Source organism: Kribbella solani, from assembly GCF_014205295.1.
GTDB lineage: Bacteria > Actinomycetota > Actinomycetes > Propionibacteriales > Kribbellaceae > Kribbella > Kribbella solani.
Map to the genome: position 1 here is coordinate 5,728,913 of NZ_JACHNF010000001.1, position 18,219 is coordinate 5,747,131.

Annotated in this window: 16 protein-coding genes; 7 read left to right on the top strand and 9 right to left on the bottom strand. The window is 68.7% G+C overall.

The window, feature by feature from the left end; translation table 11 throughout:
• Positions 1-134: 134 nt before the first annotated feature.
• From HDA44_RS26340 to HDA44_RS26375, 8 genes are all read right to left on the bottom strand, one after another.
• Complete coding sequence (locus HDA44_RS26340) at positions 135-1,259, bottom strand: N-acetylmuramoyl-L-alanine amidase (protein ID WP_184838875.1); 1,125 nt, start codon at positions 1,257-1,259, stop codon at positions 135-137.
• A gap of 28 nt (positions 1,260-1,287) precedes the next feature.
• The gene (gene trxA, locus HDA44_RS26345; protein WP_202888519.1) at positions 1,288-1,605 is read right to left on the bottom strand and encodes a thioredoxin; all 318 of its coding nucleotides are present in this window, start codon (positions 1,603-1,605) and stop codon (positions 1,288-1,290) included.
• 67 nt (positions 1,606-1,672) lie between these two features.
• Positions 1,673-2,659, bottom strand: coding sequence for a thioredoxin-disulfide reductase (gene trxB / locus HDA44_RS26350; RefSeq protein WP_184838879.1), 987 nt, complete (start codon positions 2,657-2,659; stop codon positions 1,673-1,675).
• A gap of 131 nt (positions 2,660-2,790) precedes the next feature.
• Positions 2,791-3,552, bottom strand: coding sequence for a hypothetical protein (locus tag HDA44_RS26355; protein WP_184838881.1), 762 nt, complete (start codon positions 3,550-3,552; stop codon positions 2,791-2,793).
• A gap of 118 nt (positions 3,553-3,670) precedes the next feature.
• Positions 3,671-4,387, bottom strand: a complete 717-nt coding sequence (sigM, locus tag HDA44_RS26360; protein ID WP_238352553.1) for an RNA polymerase sigma factor SigM — start codon at positions 4,385-4,387, stop codon at positions 3,671-3,673.
• A complete protein-coding gene (locus tag HDA44_RS26365) occupies positions 4,384-6,039 on the bottom strand; it encodes a protein kinase family protein (protein ID WP_184838883.1) in 1,656 nt (551 codons plus the stop codon). Before HDA44_RS26365 ends, sigM begins: the two co-directional genes overlap by 4 nt.
• A gap of 103 nt (positions 6,040-6,142) precedes the next feature.
• Positions 6,143-7,789, bottom strand: a complete 1,647-nt coding sequence (murJ, locus tag HDA44_RS26370; protein ID WP_184838885.1) for a murein biosynthesis integral membrane protein MurJ — start codon at positions 7,787-7,789, stop codon at positions 6,143-6,145.
• The gene (locus tag HDA44_RS26375; RefSeq protein WP_184838887.1) at positions 7,782-10,139 is read right to left on the bottom strand and encodes a DUF6049 family protein; all 2,358 of its coding nucleotides are present in this window, start codon (positions 10,137-10,139) and stop codon (positions 7,782-7,784) included. Before HDA44_RS26375 ends, murJ begins: the two co-directional genes overlap by 8 nt.
• A gap of 63 nt (positions 10,140-10,202) precedes the next feature.
• Here HDA44_RS26375 and HDA44_RS26380 point away from each other — a divergent pair, with 63 nt between their 5' ends.
• The 3 genes from HDA44_RS26380 (at position 10,203) to HDA44_RS26390 (ending at position 13,814) form a co-directional block, all read left to right on the top strand.
• Positions 10,203-11,624 carry a CCA tRNA nucleotidyltransferase gene (locus tag HDA44_RS26380; RefSeq protein ID WP_184844287.1) on the top strand — a complete coding sequence of 474 codons (1,422 nt, stop codon included), beginning with the start codon at positions 10,203-10,205 and terminating at the stop codon, positions 11,622-11,624.
• 51 nt (positions 11,625-11,675) lie between these two features.
• The gene (locus HDA44_RS26385) at positions 11,676-12,287 is read left to right on the top strand and encodes a YgjV family protein (protein ID WP_184838889.1); all 612 of its coding nucleotides are present in this window, start codon (positions 11,676-11,678) and stop codon (positions 12,285-12,287) included.
• A gap of 72 nt (positions 12,288-12,359) precedes the next feature.
• The gene (locus tag HDA44_RS26390) at positions 12,360-13,814 is read left to right on the top strand and encodes a M81 family metallopeptidase (protein ID WP_184838891.1); all 1,455 of its coding nucleotides are present in this window, start codon (positions 12,360-12,362) and stop codon (positions 13,812-13,814) included.
• A gap of 17 nt (positions 13,815-13,831) precedes the next feature.
• Here the strand turns inward: HDA44_RS26390 and HDA44_RS26395 are convergent, their stop codons facing one another.
• Entirely contained in the window at positions 13,832-14,419 is a 588-nt protein-coding gene (locus HDA44_RS26395) for a TetR/AcrR family transcriptional regulator (protein WP_184838893.1), read from the bottom strand.
• Between the two features lie 55 nt (positions 14,420-14,474).
• On the opposite strand from HDA44_RS26395, the gene HDA44_RS26400 reads away from it, so the two are divergent.
• The 4 genes from HDA44_RS26400 to HDA44_RS26415 are packed head-to-tail and all read left to right on the top strand — an operon-like array spanning position 14,475 to position 18,201.
• Entirely contained in the window at positions 14,475-15,713 is a 1,239-nt protein-coding gene (locus tag HDA44_RS26400) for an acyl-CoA dehydrogenase family protein (RefSeq protein WP_184838895.1), read from the top strand.
• Positions 15,710-16,492 carry an SDR family NAD(P)-dependent oxidoreductase gene (locus tag HDA44_RS26405; RefSeq protein WP_184838897.1) on the top strand — a complete coding sequence of 261 codons (783 nt, stop codon included), beginning with the start codon at positions 15,710-15,712 and terminating at the stop codon, positions 16,490-16,492. The genes HDA44_RS26400 and HDA44_RS26405 overlap by 4 nt, the downstream gene beginning before the upstream one ends.
• Complete coding sequence (locus HDA44_RS26410) at positions 16,489-17,547, top strand: phosphotransferase family protein (RefSeq protein WP_337906441.1); 1,059 nt, start codon at positions 16,489-16,491, stop codon at positions 17,545-17,547. The genes HDA44_RS26405 and HDA44_RS26410 overlap by 4 nt, the downstream gene beginning before the upstream one ends.
• On the top strand, positions 17,548-18,201 hold the full coding sequence (locus tag HDA44_RS26415) for a histidine phosphatase family protein (protein ID WP_184838899.1): 654 nt from the start codon (positions 17,548-17,550) through the stop codon (positions 18,199-18,201).
• Positions 18,202-18,219 lie beyond the last annotated feature (18 nt).

Below are 18,219 nucleotides of genomic sequence, written 5' to 3' on the forward strand. Positions count from 1 at the left end.
AGAGCGGCCAGGAGGCCGAGGCTGCTGAAGAGGCGGATCATCACTACTCCCAGGTTGTCAGGTGCGACCTAGGGTAGTAATTTTCGCGAAAGCTGGCCAGGTATGAGAATAATTAACTAAATGGGAAGGAATAACTACACAGTCAGCTGGCCCAGCCGCAGCATTCCGGTGGCCGCGTCCTGCTCCGGCGGCAGGTACACGCGCTGGATCGCGACCACGATCGACTCCGCGACCACGTCGCGGAACGCCGGGTCCGCCAGCCGGGCCGAGTCGTGCGGGTTGGTGACGTAGCCGATCTCCAGCCGGACCGCGGGCATCTTCGTACGGCGAAGCAGATCCCAGGTCTTCGCGTGCGTACGACAGTCCAGCAGGTCCGTACGAGCAACGATCTCGCGCTGCACCAGGCCGGCGAACTGCTCGCCGACGCTCGACGTGGCGCCGTGCAGGTCATTGCCGTAGAAGTACGTCGCGACGCCCTGCGCCTCCGGGTTCATCGAACCGTCGGTGTGCAGGGAGACGCACAGGTTGGCGTCGGTCTCGTTCGCGAAGGCGGCGCGGGACAGCTCGTCCGGGCCCTGATCGCGGCCGCGGGACAAGTACGCGCGGACGCCGGTGGCGCCCAGCCGGCCCTCGATCCGGGAGGCGAGGTCGTACGCGATGTCCGACTCGCGCAGGCCGTAGCCCTCCCAGCCGTGGTCGAAACCGCCGTGGCCGGGGTCGATCACGACGGTCTTGCCGGACAGCCGCGGCCCGGCGGCGCGTACGGCCTCCCGGGCCCGGAGCGCGTCCGGCCGGCCGCCCGTAGCCATTGGGCGGATCCGCTGCAGCGCCTTGAAGGTCGAGGGGCCACACGTCCCGTCGGCGGGCAGGCCCATGTTCCGCTGGAACTCGGTGACCGCGCGCTGGGTGTCGGCGGCGAAGATCCCGTCGACCCGGGCGACCGCGAAGCCCAGCTCCTGCAGCTTCGCCTGCAGCGCCTGCACGTCGTCACCGGAGAGCGGGTGCGACGGCACGTACGTGAGCAGCCGGTCGCCCAGCCGCCAGCGCGCGTCGTCGATGGCCTGGTAGGTCTGTGGGCCGACGATCCCGTCGATCATCAGCCCACGTTGTTGCTGGAACCCCCGGACAGCGTGTGCGGTCGCTTCGTCGTAGACGTCGTGACCGCCGGTCAGCAGCCCGAGCCGCTGCAGCTTTCCGACGATCTCGGCGACCGCTTCACCGCGGTCGCCGATCCGGTACACGCCGTGCGGGGATTCCATAGTGCTCCTTGCGGTGTAGCGGACGATCTCAGGCAGTGAACTCGGCGAGCTCCTTCAGCAAGGCAGCCTTCGGCTTGGCGCCGACGATGGACTTGGCCAGCTCACCGTTCACATAGACGTTGATGGTAGGGATACCGGTGACCTTGTAGTTGCTCGGGGTGACCGGGTTCTCGTCCACGTTCATCTTCAGGAACGTCAGCTTGTCGCCGTGGTCCGCGTTCAGTTCCTCCAGGATCGGGGAGACCTGGCGGCAGGGGCCGCACCACTCGGCCCAGAAGTCCACCAGCACCGGCTTGTCGCTCTTCAGCACGGTCTGGTCGAACTCGGCGTCGGTGACGGCGTTCATCTTCTCGCCCACGGGCATATCTCCTTCGTACGGTGTCAGCTTCGGTCTGGGAAGGCCTGGGGATACGTCAGACGGTGACGGGCTGGGTCGCCGCGGCGGCAGCGGCGGTCGCCGCGTCCTCCAGGGTGGCCAGGTAGCGCTCCGCGTCCAGCGCGGCCGCGCAGCCGGTGCCGGCCGCGGTGATCGCCTGCCGGTAGGTGTGGTCGACCAGGTCGCCGGCCGCGAACACGCCCGGCAGGTTCGTCTCGGTGCTGTCCGGCCGCACCAGCACGTAGCCCTCGGCGTCCAGCTCGACCTGGCCCTTGACCAGCTCCGAGCGCGGGTCGTGCCCGATCGCGATGAACAGTCCGGTGGCCGGCAACTCCCGGGTCTCACCGGTGACGGTGTCCTTCAGCGTCAGATGGCTGAGCTTGTCGTCGCCGTGGATCGTCTCGACCGCCGAGTTCCACTGGAACTCGATCTTGTCGTTCGCGTACGCGCGGTCGGCCATGATCTTCGAGGCGCGCAGCTCGCCGCGACGGTGCACCAGGTGCACCTTCTTGGCGAACTTGGTCAGGAAGGTGGCCTCCTCGACGGCGGAGTCGCCACCGCCGACGACCGCGATCTCGTGGTCGCGGAAGAAGAACCCGTCGCAGGTCGCGCACCAGGACACGCCGTGGCCGGACAGCCGGTCCTCGTCCGGCAGGCCGAGCTTGCGGTAGCCCGAGCCCATCGCCAGGATCACTGCCTTGGCGCGGTGCTCGGTGCCGGCCGAGTCGGTGACGACCTTGATCTCACCGGTCAGATCGACCTTGATCACGTCGTCCGGCACCAGCTCGGCGCCGAACCGCTCGGCCTGCGTGCGCATCTCGTCCATCAGCGCCGGACCCATGATGCCCTGCGCGAAGCCGGGGAAGTTCTCCACCTCGGTGGTGTTCATCAGCGCGCCACCGGCGGTCACGGAGCCTTCGAACACCAGCGGCTCCAGGGCCGCGCGAGCGGCGTACACGGCGGCCGTGTAGCCGGCCGGGCCGGAGCCGATGACGATGACGTTGCGGACTGCGGAGTCGCTCATGCAGGCGTTCCTCGGGGAGTCGAGATCGATACGACGGATTCAACGGATCCTAGAGGCCGTCCATTCCCCCTGACCGGGGCGGTGGGGCGGGGATGTATCAAATACGGTACCCACCTGCACAGACCATGAACTCAGCGGCTGCGCAGTGTCACGTTGGTGTCGTAGAACGAGCTCGCGACGCCGCCTGGTTCGCTACAGCCGGTGACCGCAAAGATGTGGATGTCACGCGGCGTACTGCCCTGCAAACCGATCAGCGTGGCCCGGGTGCCGTCGATCTTGGCCGGCTGGATCAGCCGGATCGCCGGATTCGGCCGGCCGGCCGCGAAGGTCTTCGCGCAGGCCTGCTCGGCCGCCGTACCGTGCAGGATCGCGTTCGGCGTCTGCTCGAGCCACTTCTGCGTACGCGGACCGATGTCCTTCGTGCTGATCGTGACCGTGTCGGCCGGCGGGCTGTTCTGGTCCGTACTGGCCGCGCCTTCGTTGGCCTGGTCCTTGGTCGCGAACACCACGCCGACGCCGAGCGCCGCGATCAGTACCACGCCGGCCGCCGCGCCGAGCAGCTTCGGCAGGTGCCGCCGGGGCTCCTCGCGGAACTGGGCCAGCGAGTGCACGCCGACCGTGGACGCGCGCAGCACCGACTCGGACACGATCACCGCGTCCAGGTGCTCGGCGACGTCGGCCGGCATCGGGATGTCCGCCCGGCCCTCCTCGGCGAGGTCGGCGGTCAGCTCCAGCAGCGCGTCGTACGTCTGCTGGCACTCCGGGCAGGCCTTCACGTGCTCGCGGGCCCGGTGCGCCTCGGTCGCGGGCAGCAGGTTCTCGATCAGGTCGGCGATCGTGTCCGTGTCCAGGTGCTCGAGGTGTTCACTGGTCGGCAGACCGGGGTCGGTCATCGGGGGCTCACCTCCGCACGGGAAGGCCGTAACAGCACAGTCATAGGGGTACTCCGGTCGAAAGCAGCTGACATCCGGTCGCCAGAGGCAGGCGACTTCGCTTCGACGGGGTACCCACTCATTCGGTTCCCACTGCTTCCGGAGTGGTTTTGTCCGGGTCGCCGGACCCGCGGGTGGTCTGCCAGTGCCGGAGCAGCGGCAGCAGTTTGGCCCGGCCGCGGGCGCACCGCGACTTGACCGTGCCGGGGGCGCAGTCGAGGATCGCGGCCGCTTCCTCGATCGAGTACCCCTCCATGTCGACCAGGACCAGCGCGGCCCGCTGGTCCTCGTTGATCTGCTTGAGCGCGTTCAGCACGTCCAGCCGCCGCTCCCGGACCTCGGCCGGGTCCTCCTCGGCCGGCCCGGCCAGCTCGGCGGCGCGGTCCTCGTCCTCGGGCAGCGGGTCGGCGGCGCGGACCTGCCGGCGCCGAATCCGGTCCAGACAGGCGTTCACCACGATCCGGTGCAGCCAGGTGGTGACCTTCGCGTCACCGCGGAACGAGTCCGCCCGCCGGAACGCAGAGATGAACGCCTCCTGCAGCGCGTCCGCCGCCTCCTCGGGCTCGCCGAGGGTACGGATCGCGACCGCCCACATCCGGTCCCGGTGCCGCTTGACCAGGAACCCGAACGAGTCCGGATTGCCGGCCACGTGCATCCTGAGCAGCTCGTGGTCGTCCAGCTGCTCGTAACTCGTCGGCCCGGCGGGCACCGGCTCGGGCACGCCCGGAACCGCCGGCTCGCCCGCGCCGATGCGCGGGACGTCCGGCGAGTTGCCCGAGTCCAGGGGAACGGTCATTTCTGGATCGCGACCTCCGAGATCGTGCCCCGGTACTTGCCGCCGTCGTCCTTCGGCAGCTTCGTCAGCCAGACGAGCACGTACTGCGTCTCGGTGGACGCCGAGACCGGAAGCGTCACCGTACCCTCCGGCTGGTCCTCCTTCGTCGCGACCGGCGTCCAGCCGTCGATCGTGTCCGGGGACGTGGCGGTGTCGCCCTTCGGGATCAGCACCTGCAAGCTGGTGCCGTCTCCCTTCAGGCCGACCGCGACACTCGAGATCGGGGTCTTGGCGCCCAGGTTGTAGATGATGCCGACGCCCGGCTTCAGGCCGCCGAGGTTCGGACGGCTGTACGACATCGTCGTCCAGGTCGTGCTCGGGTCGCCGTCGTACGTGTTCGGTACGTCCTTCGGGTGCTCGCTCTTGTCACCGTCCGGGTCGAAGTCCTTGGCGCTCGCGATCGTCGCCTTCCCGCCGGTCGTCGACGGGGTGGTACTGGTCTGCGGCGTGCTGCTGGTGCTGGTACTGCTGTTGTTGCTGCTCTTGTCGTTGTTCATCGCGCCCTTGAGCAGGAACTGCGCCATCGCGACCACCGAGAGCAGCGCGAGAATGGCGAGCAGGATCAGGATCCGGCCGCCCCAGGAGCCCTTCCGCTTCGGCTCGTCCCGGCGCCGGCCGTTGCCGTTCCCGTTCGCCGGTGGCTGCCGCCGGACCGGTCCGGTCTCGGCCGCGGCGTTGTAGGCGGGCTGCGGCGGGCGGTACCCGGTCGGTTCGGGGTTGTACACCGGCTGCGGGGTCGGGTCGAGCGCCGGCGGCGCGGTCGGCGGTACGACCTGGGTCGCGTCGTCGATGCTGCCGTTCTGCCGGGCGACCTGGACGGTCTCGTCCATCTGATTCGGCGGCTCGTGCGAGCTGCCGACGACACCGGACAGCGCGGCGGACAGGCCGGCCGCGCTGGTGATCGGCGGTGCGTGGTGCCGCGGCGGGTCGCCGAGCAGCCGGTCGCTGATGTCGTCCAGCGAGCGCGGCACCCCGGCCCGTACCTGCCGGGGGCTGAGCAGCCGGCCGTGCTCGACCGGCGCGGGCTGCAGGCCCCAGGCCGGCGCCGGACCGGGCCAGCGGCCGGTCAGCGACGCGTACAGCAGCTCGCCGAGCGAGTGCACGTCCTCTTCGGGCGAACCCGCGCCGGACGAGCGCAGCGCCGCCTCGGTGGCGACCCCGACGACCTTGATCGCGCCCGCGTCCGTGACCACCACGGTCGCCGGGCTGATCGCGCCGTGCGCGTAGCCGGTGCGGTGCAGGTTCTCCAGGGCTTCGGACACCTCACGGGCCAGCCAGCCCGCCTGCTGACCGGTCAGCGGCCCGCTGGCGAGCATCCGCTCCAGCGGCCGGCCGCCGGACCACTCGCGGACGCAGTACGTGACGCCGTCGTGCACGTCGCAGTCGAGCACCCGCAGGAACCGCGGGTCGTTCGCGGCGGCGGCCCGGCGGGCGGCGTCGAAGAGCAGGTTGGTCCGCGGATCGCCGACCGGCAGCACGTCGACCACGACCGCACGGCTGAGCACCTCGTCGACGGCGCGCCACACCCGGGCGCCGTCGATCTCCGCCAGCAACTCGGCGATCCGGTACCGTCCGGCCAGCAAGGCACCAGGACTCACGGTCTGGTTCGACACGGTGTCTCTTGCCCTCCTTGATGCCCCAACGGCCTGATCGCAGCCCCCATGCTAGTGCCCCGTTGACCAGACAAGGGGTGCACTATCGCACAAGCGCTCCGGATCACCGGCCGATCGGCAGCTTCGATGTGACCATGGACACCACGTCGTTCACTTCGTGAATCCGCAGTACCCGGGAGATACCGGCGTACACCGGCAGCATCACCGCCGCCGCGATCGCCAGTTCGAGGATCGCGCCGAGCGGTCCGGACCAGTTGACGGCGAGGCTCAGAATCCAGAGCACCACCTTGCCGGCCCCGGCCCCGGCCACCGCCGCGATCACCATCGCGAGCAGCGGCAGCCCGATCCCGGAGCCCGGCACCCGGGGCACCCGGCGGCGTAGCACCGGCCGCGAGACCAGGACGGCGACGAGGTACGCGAGCGCGTACGCCCCACCGAGCACCACGCCGCTGAACCGGAGATCTTCCTGATTGAGCAGTACCCGGACCCCGATCACGGCCGCCGCGATGTTCGTACCGGCGATCACGCACTGCAGGAAGAACGGTGTCCGGGTGTCCTCGAACGCGTAGAACGTGCGCAGCTGGAAGTACTGGATGGTGAACGGCACGATCCCGAGCGCGAGTGTCATCAGCGTGTACGACATCAGCGTCAGGTTGTTCCGGCCGGAGCCGTACCCGGCGATCAGCGTCACGATCGGGTACGCGAACGCGACCATCGCCGCTGCCGCCGGGACCACGATCGCCAGCGTCTGCCGGATCGACCGGGCCGAGATCTGGGCCACTTCGACCACGTCACCCTCGGCGGCCAGCGCGGACATCTGCGGCAGCGCGGCGGTCGCCAGCGAGACGGTGACGATGCCGTGCGGCACCAGGATGATGAGCATCGCGGTGCTGTACGCGAACAGGCCGGCCTTGGCGCCCGGGTCCTCCGAGGCACTACCGGCGATCGCCAACTGCGTGACGACGACCAGGGTCACCTGGTTCACGGCCACGAAGAGCACTGTCCACAGGCCCAGCCGGGCGGTGTGTCCCAGCCCGGTGCCACGCAGGCCGAACTTCACCCGGTACCGGTGACCGCTGGCCCGCAGGTACGGCAGCAGGACGAGCAGCTGCACCGCGATGCCGAGCGTGTGCCCCAGGCCGAGCAGCAGCTCCTCGCCGTGGCTGTAGGTCGGCGGGTTGTCGCCGACCCGGTAGATCAGCAGGAAGATCACGATCGAGCCGCAGGCGACGATGTTGTTAGCGATCGGCGCCCACATCATCGGTCCGAACCGGCGGCGCGCGTTCAGTACCTGGCCGACCAGGACGAAGGCGCCGTAGAAGAAGATCTGCGGCAGGCAGAGCCGGACGAACATCACCAGGTTCGCCTTCTCGGCCACCCGGGACGGGTCGTGCAGTTCCTTCGGCAGGTACAGCTCCGCGATCGCGGGCGCGAGCAGTACGCAGCCGACCGTGACGACCGCAAGCACCACGAAGCCGAAGGTCAGGATCCGGTTGGTGAAGTCCTGGCCGCCGTCGTCGTGATTCTTGATCGCGCGCACCAGCTGCGGGACCAGGACGGTGTTGAAGACGCCGCCGGCCAGCAGGATGTACAGACTGTTCGGGATCGTGTTCGCCGCGGTGAAGATGTCACCACGGAGCGCGGTACCGATCGCGGCCGCGAGCAGGGCGATCCGGATGAATCCGAGCAGGCGGGACAGCACCGTTCCGGCTGCCATCACCGCCGCGGATCGCAGGGTGCGGTCAGCCATCCTTCGAACCGACTCCTTCTTTCAGTGACGCGTCCGGAGTCGCGGCTTCGGGGACGCCGTCCGGCTCGGAGCGCCCATGGGCGGGATCAGGGGTCTGCGCGCCGCCCGGCAGCTCCGGCTCGGCGATGCCGGCAGTCTCGGTGCTCTCGGTGCCCTGCGCGGTCCCGGCGTGCTGACCTGTCTCGGTGTTCTGGGTCGCGGCCTCCGCCGCGGCCGGGTTGCGGCGTTCGCTGCGGACCCGGCGGTAGATCCGGACGAACGACGTCCCGAACAGCAGCGCGCAGGCGGCGCCGACCAGGACCCAGCCGACGCTGCCGTACTGGCTGGCCTGGATCAGCAGCTCCTGGGATTTCCCGATCGGCTGACCGTCCGCGTTCACGACCTGGGCGTCGGCCCGGATCAGACCGTTCTGCTCGGCGCTGGCGTTGATCCGCGGCGTCCACTTGCCGTGCGGCGGCAGTACGACGGTTTCCGGCGTCTCGATCTTCAGGTCGGTCCGGTTCACGGCCTTGACCACGATGCCGACCCGTACGGACCACTCGGTGTCGTTGGCGATGGTCAGCGGGAAGGTGCCCTTGCTGCCGGCCAGGTTGACCTTGATCTCCTTGCGCAGGCCCTTGTCGACCTTGGCGTTCACCAGCCGTACGCTGCCGAGCTGCTTGTTCACCGAACCGAGCTCGATCGCGGCGAACTGCCGGGACTCCTCCGGGTACCCGTTCCAGCCGGCCGAGGCGGACCGCAGCAGTGCCTGCGACATCACCTCCGGCAGCGCCGCCTCGTCGACGAGCAGCTTCTGCATCGTGCTGGTCGCGTTGGCCAGCCGGCCGACGCTGGTCAGCTGGTTCTCGGTCAGGATGCCGTTGGTGGCTTCGGGGGCTGGTGCCCTCATGGTGCGCGGCCGCTGGTTGCCGTTCGCGATCGAGCTCAGGTCGGTGGCCTTGAGCCAGGGCAGGGTGAGGCTGTTCGCGAGCGCGGCGGTGGCGGTGCCGTCGGTGTCCCAGCCGCGCGGCGGCAGCGCGACGACGGACGAGGCGCCCTGGCCGCCGCCGCTGGCCGCGAGCAGAGCGGTCACGGCGGCGAACCGCTGCCGGACCTGGAGCGGGGTGTCCACGGCGTCCGCGTCCGGGCCGCCGGCGGTCAGGGACGAGTCCGCGACCACGGTCCGGACCGCTTGGTCCGGGCTCTCGGGGGCGATGAGGTTGTACACGGGGGTGGTGGTCAGCACCGGGCGCTTGGCGGCCGGCCACGAGGAGCTGCTGACCAGGTTCAGGTCCTCGGCCGTGGCGCCGGGGAAGCCGGTGGACGCGGGGCCCAAGTAGCGGCTCGCCGCGGCTCCACCCTCCAGCCAGAGCCCGTTGGCGAACCCGGTGGAGCCCAGGTCGAAGCGCTCGGTCCGGGTCCGGGCCTGCCGGACCATGTCCTTCAACTGGCCCCCGGCTTCCAGTAGCGAGGCCACGTCCGGATCGCCGTACGGCAGCAGGACGACTTCGTTGCCGTGCGCGCGGCTGGCGTCGAACTCCTTGAGCCAGTTGATCGCCGCCACTTGTCCAGTACCCGTCGTGGTCTGGCCGTTCTGACTGACGACGACGTAGCCCTTCGCCAGCTGCCGGATTTCGTCGAGCATCGCCGGATCGACCAGCCAGGTGACGCGGTGCTGTCTGCCCAGCATCAGCGACCGGCCCAGTGCGCCGGTCGGGCCGAGGTCCTTGGCCAGTGACTCGTTCGCGAAGTTCTTACCGCCGAGTTGGGTCGGGCGGTGCAGCAACGGGATCACGAGCGCGGTGTTGACGGTGCGGGTCAGCGGCTCCTTGCCGGCCACCGGCATCAACGTGCGGGACCGGCCGGCGGCGATGCGTTCGCTGTTCGGCGGCTGGCCGCGAAAACCGACGCCGACGACGTACACGCCGGTGTGGTCGCTGATCCGCCATTCCTTCCACGGCACCGTGAGCGCGAAGGCGACCGTTTCCTTCGGTGCCAGCGGCCGCTCGAACGGTTTGAAGGTCTGCGGATCGTTGGTCAGGTTCCCGCAGCTGTCCCGCTTGTCCATCGGGATGTTCTGCTCGGTCGGGATCGCGTCCAGGGCGGAGGTGCTGGCCAGCCGGGTCCGGTCGATACAGGCCAGTACCTGCGGGTCGGCGAACGTCACCGAGCTGGTGTTCGTCACCGTGCCCTTGATCACCACCGGCTGACCGGGCTTCGGCACCGACGGGCTGAACCCGTCGATGGAGACCTGAACGACCGGGTCGTCACCCGGCGCCGCCTCGGCCGGAGCCGCCACGGTCGCTGCCGAAGCAGCCACCAACAGGCCGGCCCCCAACACCGCCGGGAGCCTCAGTCGCCGTCTGAACACGCCGTCACCGTAACCTAGTTCCCCGTGTCACCCTTTGCCGACCAGTCAGCCCCCGCCGGATCCTTGCCCGCCGTGCAGCGGCGCGCCGTCCAGGCCTTGCTGGAACTCGCTCCGGTGGTCGACGAGCTGGGCTCCCGCTTCGCCGCCGCCGGCCATGAGATCGCCCTGGTCGGCGGTCCTGTCCGGGACATTCTGCTCGGCCGGGGGAGCAAGGATCTGGACTTCACCACGTCAGCCCACCCGGACGCGATCGAGCGGCTGGTGGCCGGCTGGGCGGACCACGTCTGGGACATCGGCAAGGCGTTCGGCACCATCGGTTGTCGTAAGGGTGAGTGGGTCCTGGAAATCACTACGTACCGGTCGGAAACCTACGATCCCACGTCGCGCAAACCCGAGGTCGCGTACGGGGACAGCCTGGAGGCCGACCTGGCCCGCCGGGATTTCGCCATGAACGCGATGGCGGTCCGGCTCCCGTCCCGGCAGTTCGTCGACCTGTACGGCGGGATCGAGGACGTGGCGCACCAGCGCATCCGTACTCCCGGTACCCCGGAGGACTCGTTCTCCGACGACCCGCTGCGGATGATGCGGGCGGCCCGGTTCGCGGCGCAGCTCGGCTTCACCCCGGACCCGGCGGTGGTGGCGGCGATGACCGCGATGGCCGACCGGATCACGATCGTGTCCGCCGAGCGGGTCCGCGACGAGCTGGAGAAGCTGATGATCGCCGACCACCCGCGGGTCGGACTGGAACTGCTGGTCGGTACCGGCCTGGCCGGGCACGTGCTGCCGGAGCTGCCCGCGCTCCGGGACGCGAAGGACGAGCACAACCGGCACAAGGATGTGTACCAGCATTCGCTCACCGTCCTCGATCAGGCCATCGATCTGGAGTCCCGTCTCTCTGTTCCGACGCCCGATTTCGTCGTTCGGTTCGCCGCGTTGCTGCACGACATCGGAAAACCCAAGACGCTGCGGTTCGAAGGTGACCGGAAAGTGACGTTCCACCACCACGACGTGGTCGGGGCGAAGCTGGCCCGGAAGCGGATGAAGGCGCTCCGGTTCAGCAACGAGCAGATCGACCAGGTCAGCAAGCTGATCGAGCTGCACCTGCGTTTCCACGGGTACGGCGAAGGCGAGTGGACCGATTCCGCCGTCCGCCGGTACGTGCGCGACGCCGGCGACCAGCTCGAGCGCCTGCACGTACTCACCCGGGCCGACTGCACCACCCGCAACCGCCGCAAGGCGGACGCCCTCCGGGCCGCGTACGACGACCTGGAGGAGCGGATCGCCCGCCTCCAGGAGCAGGAGGAGCTGGACGCGCTCCGCCCCGACCTGGACGGCAACCAGATCATGGAGATCCTCGGCATCGCCCCGGGCCGCGAGGTCGGCGAGGCCTACAAGTTCATGATGGAACTCCGCCTGGACCAGGGCCCCCTCGGCGAGGACGAGGCCCGCGAGCAACTACTCAACTGGTGGTCCACCCGAAGCTAGACCGGCTCCGGCAGCAGTAAGAGTTCGGTCACACGCATTAAGGTCCTGCCCGTGGACGTGTGGAGCATCGTCGGGTGGGGCGGGTCGGCGCTGGTTGTGCTGTCGTTGTTGCAGACCCGGATCCTGCGGCTGCGCATCCTGAACCTCGTCGGCTGCGTGATCCTGGTCGCGTTCAACGCGATCGTCGGGGTCTGGCCGATGGTGGGGATGAACGCCGTACTCGCGGTCATCAACGTCGTACATCTCTGGCGGTTGCTTCGGCACCGGCACGACGAGACCGAGTACCAGGTGCTCCAGGTCGGCGAGACGGACGCGTACCTCGGCTACATCCTGGACCGGCATCGCAAGGACATCACCCGCTTCAACCCCGGCTTCAGTGCCGGCACGAGCCCGTACGCGTTCCTGGTCCAGCACGGCGACCGCACCGTCGGCGTGGTCCTGGCCCACGACGCCGGCACCGGCCGGGCGCAGATCGACCTCGACTACGTGGTGCCGAAGTACCGCGACTTCACCCCGGGCGAGTTCGTCTACCGCCGCAGCGACGTCTTCACCCAGCACGGTTTCCGTCAGGTACTTGCCCCACCCCGCATGCGTGACTCCGCCCGCTATCTGAGCAACCTCGGCTTCCACCACGACGGCGAAGATCTGGTCCTCAACCTCTAGAGTTCCTTCGCTTTGTCGAGATTTGATTGCGAAGTAGTGCGCGAAACGGGTGGTTTGTGGCAGGTTTTGGGCATGACGCTTCGGATCGGCATTGCCGGGATCGCCATCGAGTCCAGTACGTTCTCGCCGCACCGGGCCGGGCTGGCGGACTTCGACGTCCGCCGCGGAGACCGCCTGCTGGAGCGGTACGAGTTCCTCGGCAAGGACTGGGCGCAGGGGATCGAGTGGGTTCCGCTGGTACACGCGCGCTCGCTGCCCGGCGGCGCGGTGCTGCCGGAGGTGTACGACGACCTGTCCGCGGAGATCATCACCCGCCTCGAAGCGGCCGGTCAGCTGGACGGGTTCTTCTTCGACATCCACGGTGCGATGAGCGTAGTCGGCCGGCAGGACGCGGAGGCCGATCTCGCCACCCGCATCCGGTCGGTACTCGGTCCCGACGTACTGGTCTCGGCGTCGATGGATCTGCATGGGAACGTGTCCCGCGAGCTCGGTACGGCGGTCGACCTGATCACCTGTTACCGGATGGCGCCGCACGAGGACGCGATGGAGAGCCGTGAGCGCGCCCTCCGGAATCTGGTCGAGCGCGTGCGCTCCGGCAAGGGCAAGCCCGGGAAGGCGTGGGTTCAGGTCCCGGTGCTGCTGCCGGGGGAGAAGACGTCGACGCGGCTGGAGCCGGCCAAGTCGATCTACCGGCGGGTAGCTGAGATCGCGGACGAGCCCGGCGTACTGGATGCTGCCGTGTGGGTCGGGTACGCGTGGGCGGACGAACCGCGCTGCCGGGCAGCAGTCGTCGTAACCGGTGATGACCACGAGCTGATCACCACCCGGGCGGCCGAGCTGGCGCGGGCGTACTGGGATGCCCGCGACAACTTCGAGTTCGTCGCGCCGACCGGGACGTTGGCCGAATGCGTCGAAGCCGGCCTCGCGAGCAGCGCGCGCCCGTTCCTGATCAGCGACTCCGGCGACAACCCGACCGCGGGTGGTGCCGGCGACACGTCCTGGACGCTCGGCCAACTGCTGACCGTCGAGGAGCTCGCCGCCGGCAAGGCAACCGCGATCCACGCCAGCATCGCCGACCCCGACGCGGTCGCCGCTTGTGTCGCGGCCGGCGTCGGCAACGAAGTACACCTCACCGCCGGCGGCAAGGTCGACTCCGGCCCCGCCGGTCCGGTCGCCCTGTCCGGCACCGTCTTCTCCTTGTCCGAAGATCCGGTCGGCGGCACCGTCGCGGTAGTCAAGGCCGGCGGCCTCCACTCAATCCTCACCAGCCGCCGCAAGCCGTACCACCACCTGGCCGACTTCACCCTCCTCGGCCTGAACCCCGCCACCACAGACCTCGTCATCGTAAAGATCGGCTACCTGGAACCCGAGCTCTACAACCTCGCCGCCGACTGGCTCCTGGCCCTGACCCCCGGCGGCGTAGACCAGGACCTCCTCCGCCTGGGCCACCACGGAGTCCTCCGCCCGCTGTACCCCTTCGACCCAGCAATGCCCGCCCCAACCCTCACCCCAGAACTACTCCCGTAGGTAGAAGCGCGGGGGTGTTACAGCTTTCGGAGTACGTGGAGGGCTTCTATGGAGTGGTCTATCAGGTGGTTGGCGTCGTATGGGCGGTCTTCTTCGGGGAGGCCGGACCATTCGAGGGCGAGGTCTTCGGTGTACGACAGCCAGGCGTGAATGCGCAGGTACTCCGGTGACGTCGGCGCATCGGCGACCTCGGGGGTACCGATGTACGTGAGGATGCGCTTCGTCAGGCCGGCGCGGGTTTCGTCGTACACCTCGACCGCGTAGTCGTCGCCACCAGCGGCACCGCGTACGAAGGAAATGTACGCCGGCCGCCGTCGGGCGATGAACGCGACGAACTGCACCAGCATCTCGCGCAGTTGTTCTTCGGGCGGGAGTGATTCGTCCGCCTTGGTCACCCGCAGCAGGCGACGCCCGGCGGCTGAGATGACAGCGACGTAGTAGTCGCGTTTGCTCGGAAAGTAATGGAACAGCAACCCGCGGGAGATCCCGGCCTGGCCGGCGATGGCGTCGATCGACAGCTCGTGGATCGGTTTCGTGCGCAGCATCATCAGGCCGATCTTGACCAGCTGCTTCTTGCGGTCCTCCGCCGAGAGTCGGTGCTCCATCTATTGAGCATTGCTTAGAAGATGGGCTACGGTCAAGACGAGGAGAGGAGTCTTGATGGGGTTCGAACCTTCGGCCCGGGCTCAGGACCTGATTGCCCGTGTTGCCGAGTTTCTGCGGACCGAGATCGAGCCGGTCGAGGCCGAGTTGCACACCGCGATCCGGAGTGCCGGCGACCCGTGGCAGCCGCAGCCGCTGATCAAGGACCTGCAGGCGCGAGCCCGCGCCGCCGGCCTGTGGAACCTGTTCCTCCCGCCGGCCGAGCCGGGCAACGAGCAGTACGGCGAAGGCCTGTCCAACTTGGACTACGCCCCGATCGCCGAACTCACCGGCCGGTCGTTCATCGCGCCGTACGTGTTCAACTGCAACGCGCCGGACACCGGCAACATGGAGGTCCTGCTCCGCTACGGCACCGACGAGCAGCAGAAGCGCTGGCTGGAACCGTTGCTCGACGCCACCATCCGCTCCGCGTTCTGCATGACCGAGCCGGACGTCGCGTCCTCCGACGCCACCAACATGGCCGCCACCGCTGTTGTCGAAGGCAACGAAGTGGTCCTGAACGGACGCAAGTGGTGGAGTACGGGCGTCGGCCATCCGGACTGTGAACTGCTGATCTTCATGGGCCTCACCGCACCCGACGCGCATCGGTACGAGCGGCACACCATGGTCCTCGTACCGCGTGATGCCCCGGGCGTGAAGGTGGTCCGGCTGCTCCCGGCAATGAGCAGGTACGACGAACCGCACGGCCACGGCGAGGTCTCGTTCACCAACGTGCGCGTACCAGTCGAGAACATCCTGGTCGGCCCGGGCAAGGCGTTCGAGATCGCCCAAGGGCGGCTCGGTCCGGGTCGCGTACACCACTGTATGCGGCTGATCGGACTGGCCGAGAAGTCCCTCGAGCTGGCGCTGCGGCGCGGTACCAGCCGGACCGCGTTCGGCAAGCCGCTGGTGAACCTCGGCGGCAACCGGGAGCGGATCGCGGACGCTCGGATCGCGATCAACCAAGCACGTCTGCTCGTCCTGCAGACCGCGTACCTCCTCGACACGCAAGGTCTGGTCGGTGCGTTGAGCGAGGTCAGCCAGATCAAGGTCGCGGTGCCGCGGATGGCGCAGGACGTGATCGACATGGCGATCCAGTTGCACGGCGGTGGCGGCCTGTCCGACGACTTCCCGCTCGCCGCGGCCTGGACGAGCGCCCGGGCGCTGCGGCTGGCCGATGGTCCGGACGAAGTGCATCGTGGCGTGATCGCCAAGATCGAGCTGGCCTCGTACCTGGCCGGTCAGGAGGCGACGTGAGCCGGGTTCTCGTCACCGGTGCCGCGAGCGGGCTCGGCGCCGCGCTGGTCGCCAGGTTTGTTGCTGACGGCCACCAAGTGCTCGGTACGGACGTCGCCGAAGGCACCGTGGACCGGAGGCTCGACGTACGAAGTGCCGATGACTGGGATGCCGCGGTCGAGTGGTGTAAGCAGAACTGGGGCGGCCTGGACATCCTGGTGAACAACGCCGGGATCGCGACCGGTGGCCGGATCGACGTCGAGACGCTGGACGAGTGGAATCGGGTCGTCGACATCAACCTGATGGGTGTGGTTCGCGGGTGCCGCGCGTTCACGCCGATGTTCAAGCGCCAGCGTTCCGGTTACATCGTCAACACCGCGTCCGCGGCCGGGCTGATCCATCCGCCGATGATGAGCTCGTACAACACGGTGAAGGCCGGTGTGGTCGCGCTGTCGGAGACGCTGTCACACGAGCTGCGCCCGTACGGCGTGACCGTGTCCGTGCTCTGTCCGTCGTTCTTCCGGACGAATCTCGCCGACTCGATCCGCGGCGCGGACACCACGATGGGGACGGCCGCGCGGCAGCTGATCGAGACGTCGCCACGGACCGCCGACGACATCGCGACCGCGGTGCTGGCGGGGATCGCGAAGAAGCGGTTCCTGATCATCCCGGACCGGCCGGCCCGGGTGGCGTGGCTGTCGAAGCGCTACGCCCGCCCGCTGTACAACCGTCAGATGTACAAGATCGCGGCCCGCGCCCACATTCGCGCCGAACGGGAAGAGCGGTCGGACCGGCAGTGACGGGAGCACCGGACGGCGCCCGGCCGGTACGGGCCGAGGACGCTTTCGACGTGGCCGCGATGGATGCCTGGCTGCGGTCCCGGACCGAGTTGCCGGACGGTCTGCCGGAGGTCAGGCAGTTCACCAGCGGCGCGTCGAACCTGACCTATCTGTTGGCGTACCCCGATCGCGACCTGATCCTGCGCCGCCCGCCCAGCGGCACGAAGGCGAAGAGCGCCCACGACATGGGCCGCGAGTACCGGATTCAGGCAGGCCTCAAACCCGTCTTCCGCTACGTCCCCGAAATGGTTGCTCATTGCAACGATGAGACGGTGATCGGCTCCGAGTTCTACCTGATGGAGCGCGTCGCCGGCACCATCCCCGGGCACCGCGCGCTCGGCGTCGACCTGACCGCTGCCCAAACCCGGCAGCTCGGCTTCACGCTGATCGACACCCTCGCCGAGTTGCACGCCGTCGATCCCGCCGCGGCCGGCCTGTCCGACCTCGGTCGCGGCGCCGGGTACGTGGGCCGTCAACTCACCGGCTGGTCCGACCGGTACCGCAAGGCAAAGACCTGGAACGTACCCAGCTACCACAAGGTCATCAGCTGGCTTGTGGATAACCAACCGAATGACGTCCGGACCTGCGTTATCCACAACGACTTCCGGCTCGACAACGTCGTGCTCAGGCCGGACGATCCGCTCCGCGTGGTCGGCGTCCTCGACTGGGAACTCGCCACTCTCGGCGATCCGTTGATGGATCTCGGCAGCGCACTGGCGTACTGGGTGCAGGCCGATGACGACTGGGCGTTTCGCCGGTTCAAACTGCAGCCGTCGGACGTACCCGGCATGCTGACGCGCGACGAGATCGTGCGGTACTACACGGAACGCTCCGGCCTCGAACCGGTGAACTGGGCGTTCTACGAGGTATTCGGGCTGTTCCGGCTGGCGGTGATCGCGCAGCAGATCTACTACCGCTATCACCACAAGCAGACGCGGAACCCGCGCTTCAAGAACTTCTGGCTGCCGGTGAACGTACTCGAGCGGCGCTGCCGCAGGATCATCCGGCAGGCTTAGGTGGCTGCCATCTATCTGGTCCGGCACGCGCAGGCTTCGTTCGGCGCGCGCGACTACGACAAGCTGTCCGCGTTGGGGGAGCAGCAGGCGGCTCGGCTCGGGCAGACCTTGGCCGAGGTGCAGCCGGCGCTGGTGGTTTCCGGTTCGATGCGCAGGCATCAGCAGACCGCGACGTTGGCCGGCTTCACCGCGGAGGTGGACGCGGGGTACGACGAGTTCGATCACCAGGAAGTGATCGTCGCGCACAAACCCGCGTACCGGAATCATGCAGTGATGGTCGCCGAGCTGGCCCGGACCGGTCATCCACAGCGGGCGTTCCAGACCATGTTCACGGCGGCGACGGACCGCTGGATGTCGGGCGCGGACGGCTACAGCGAGACCTTCGAGGCGTTCTGCGAGCGGTCCGGCGCGGCGGTTCGGCGTACTGCCGAGCGCCTCGGGAAGGGGGAGTCCGCCGTGGTGTTCACGTCCGGCGGGCCGATCGCGGCGGTGGTGAGCAGGCTGCTGTCCGGCGGTGACGGACTGTGGCCGAAGCTGAACCCGGTGACGATCAACACCGCGATCACCAAAGTCGTGTCCGGTCGCGGCGGGCTGACTGTGGTGAGCTACAACGAGCACGTACACCTCGGCACCGAGCTGCTCTCGTACCGGTAGCTCTTGCACAGAATAGGA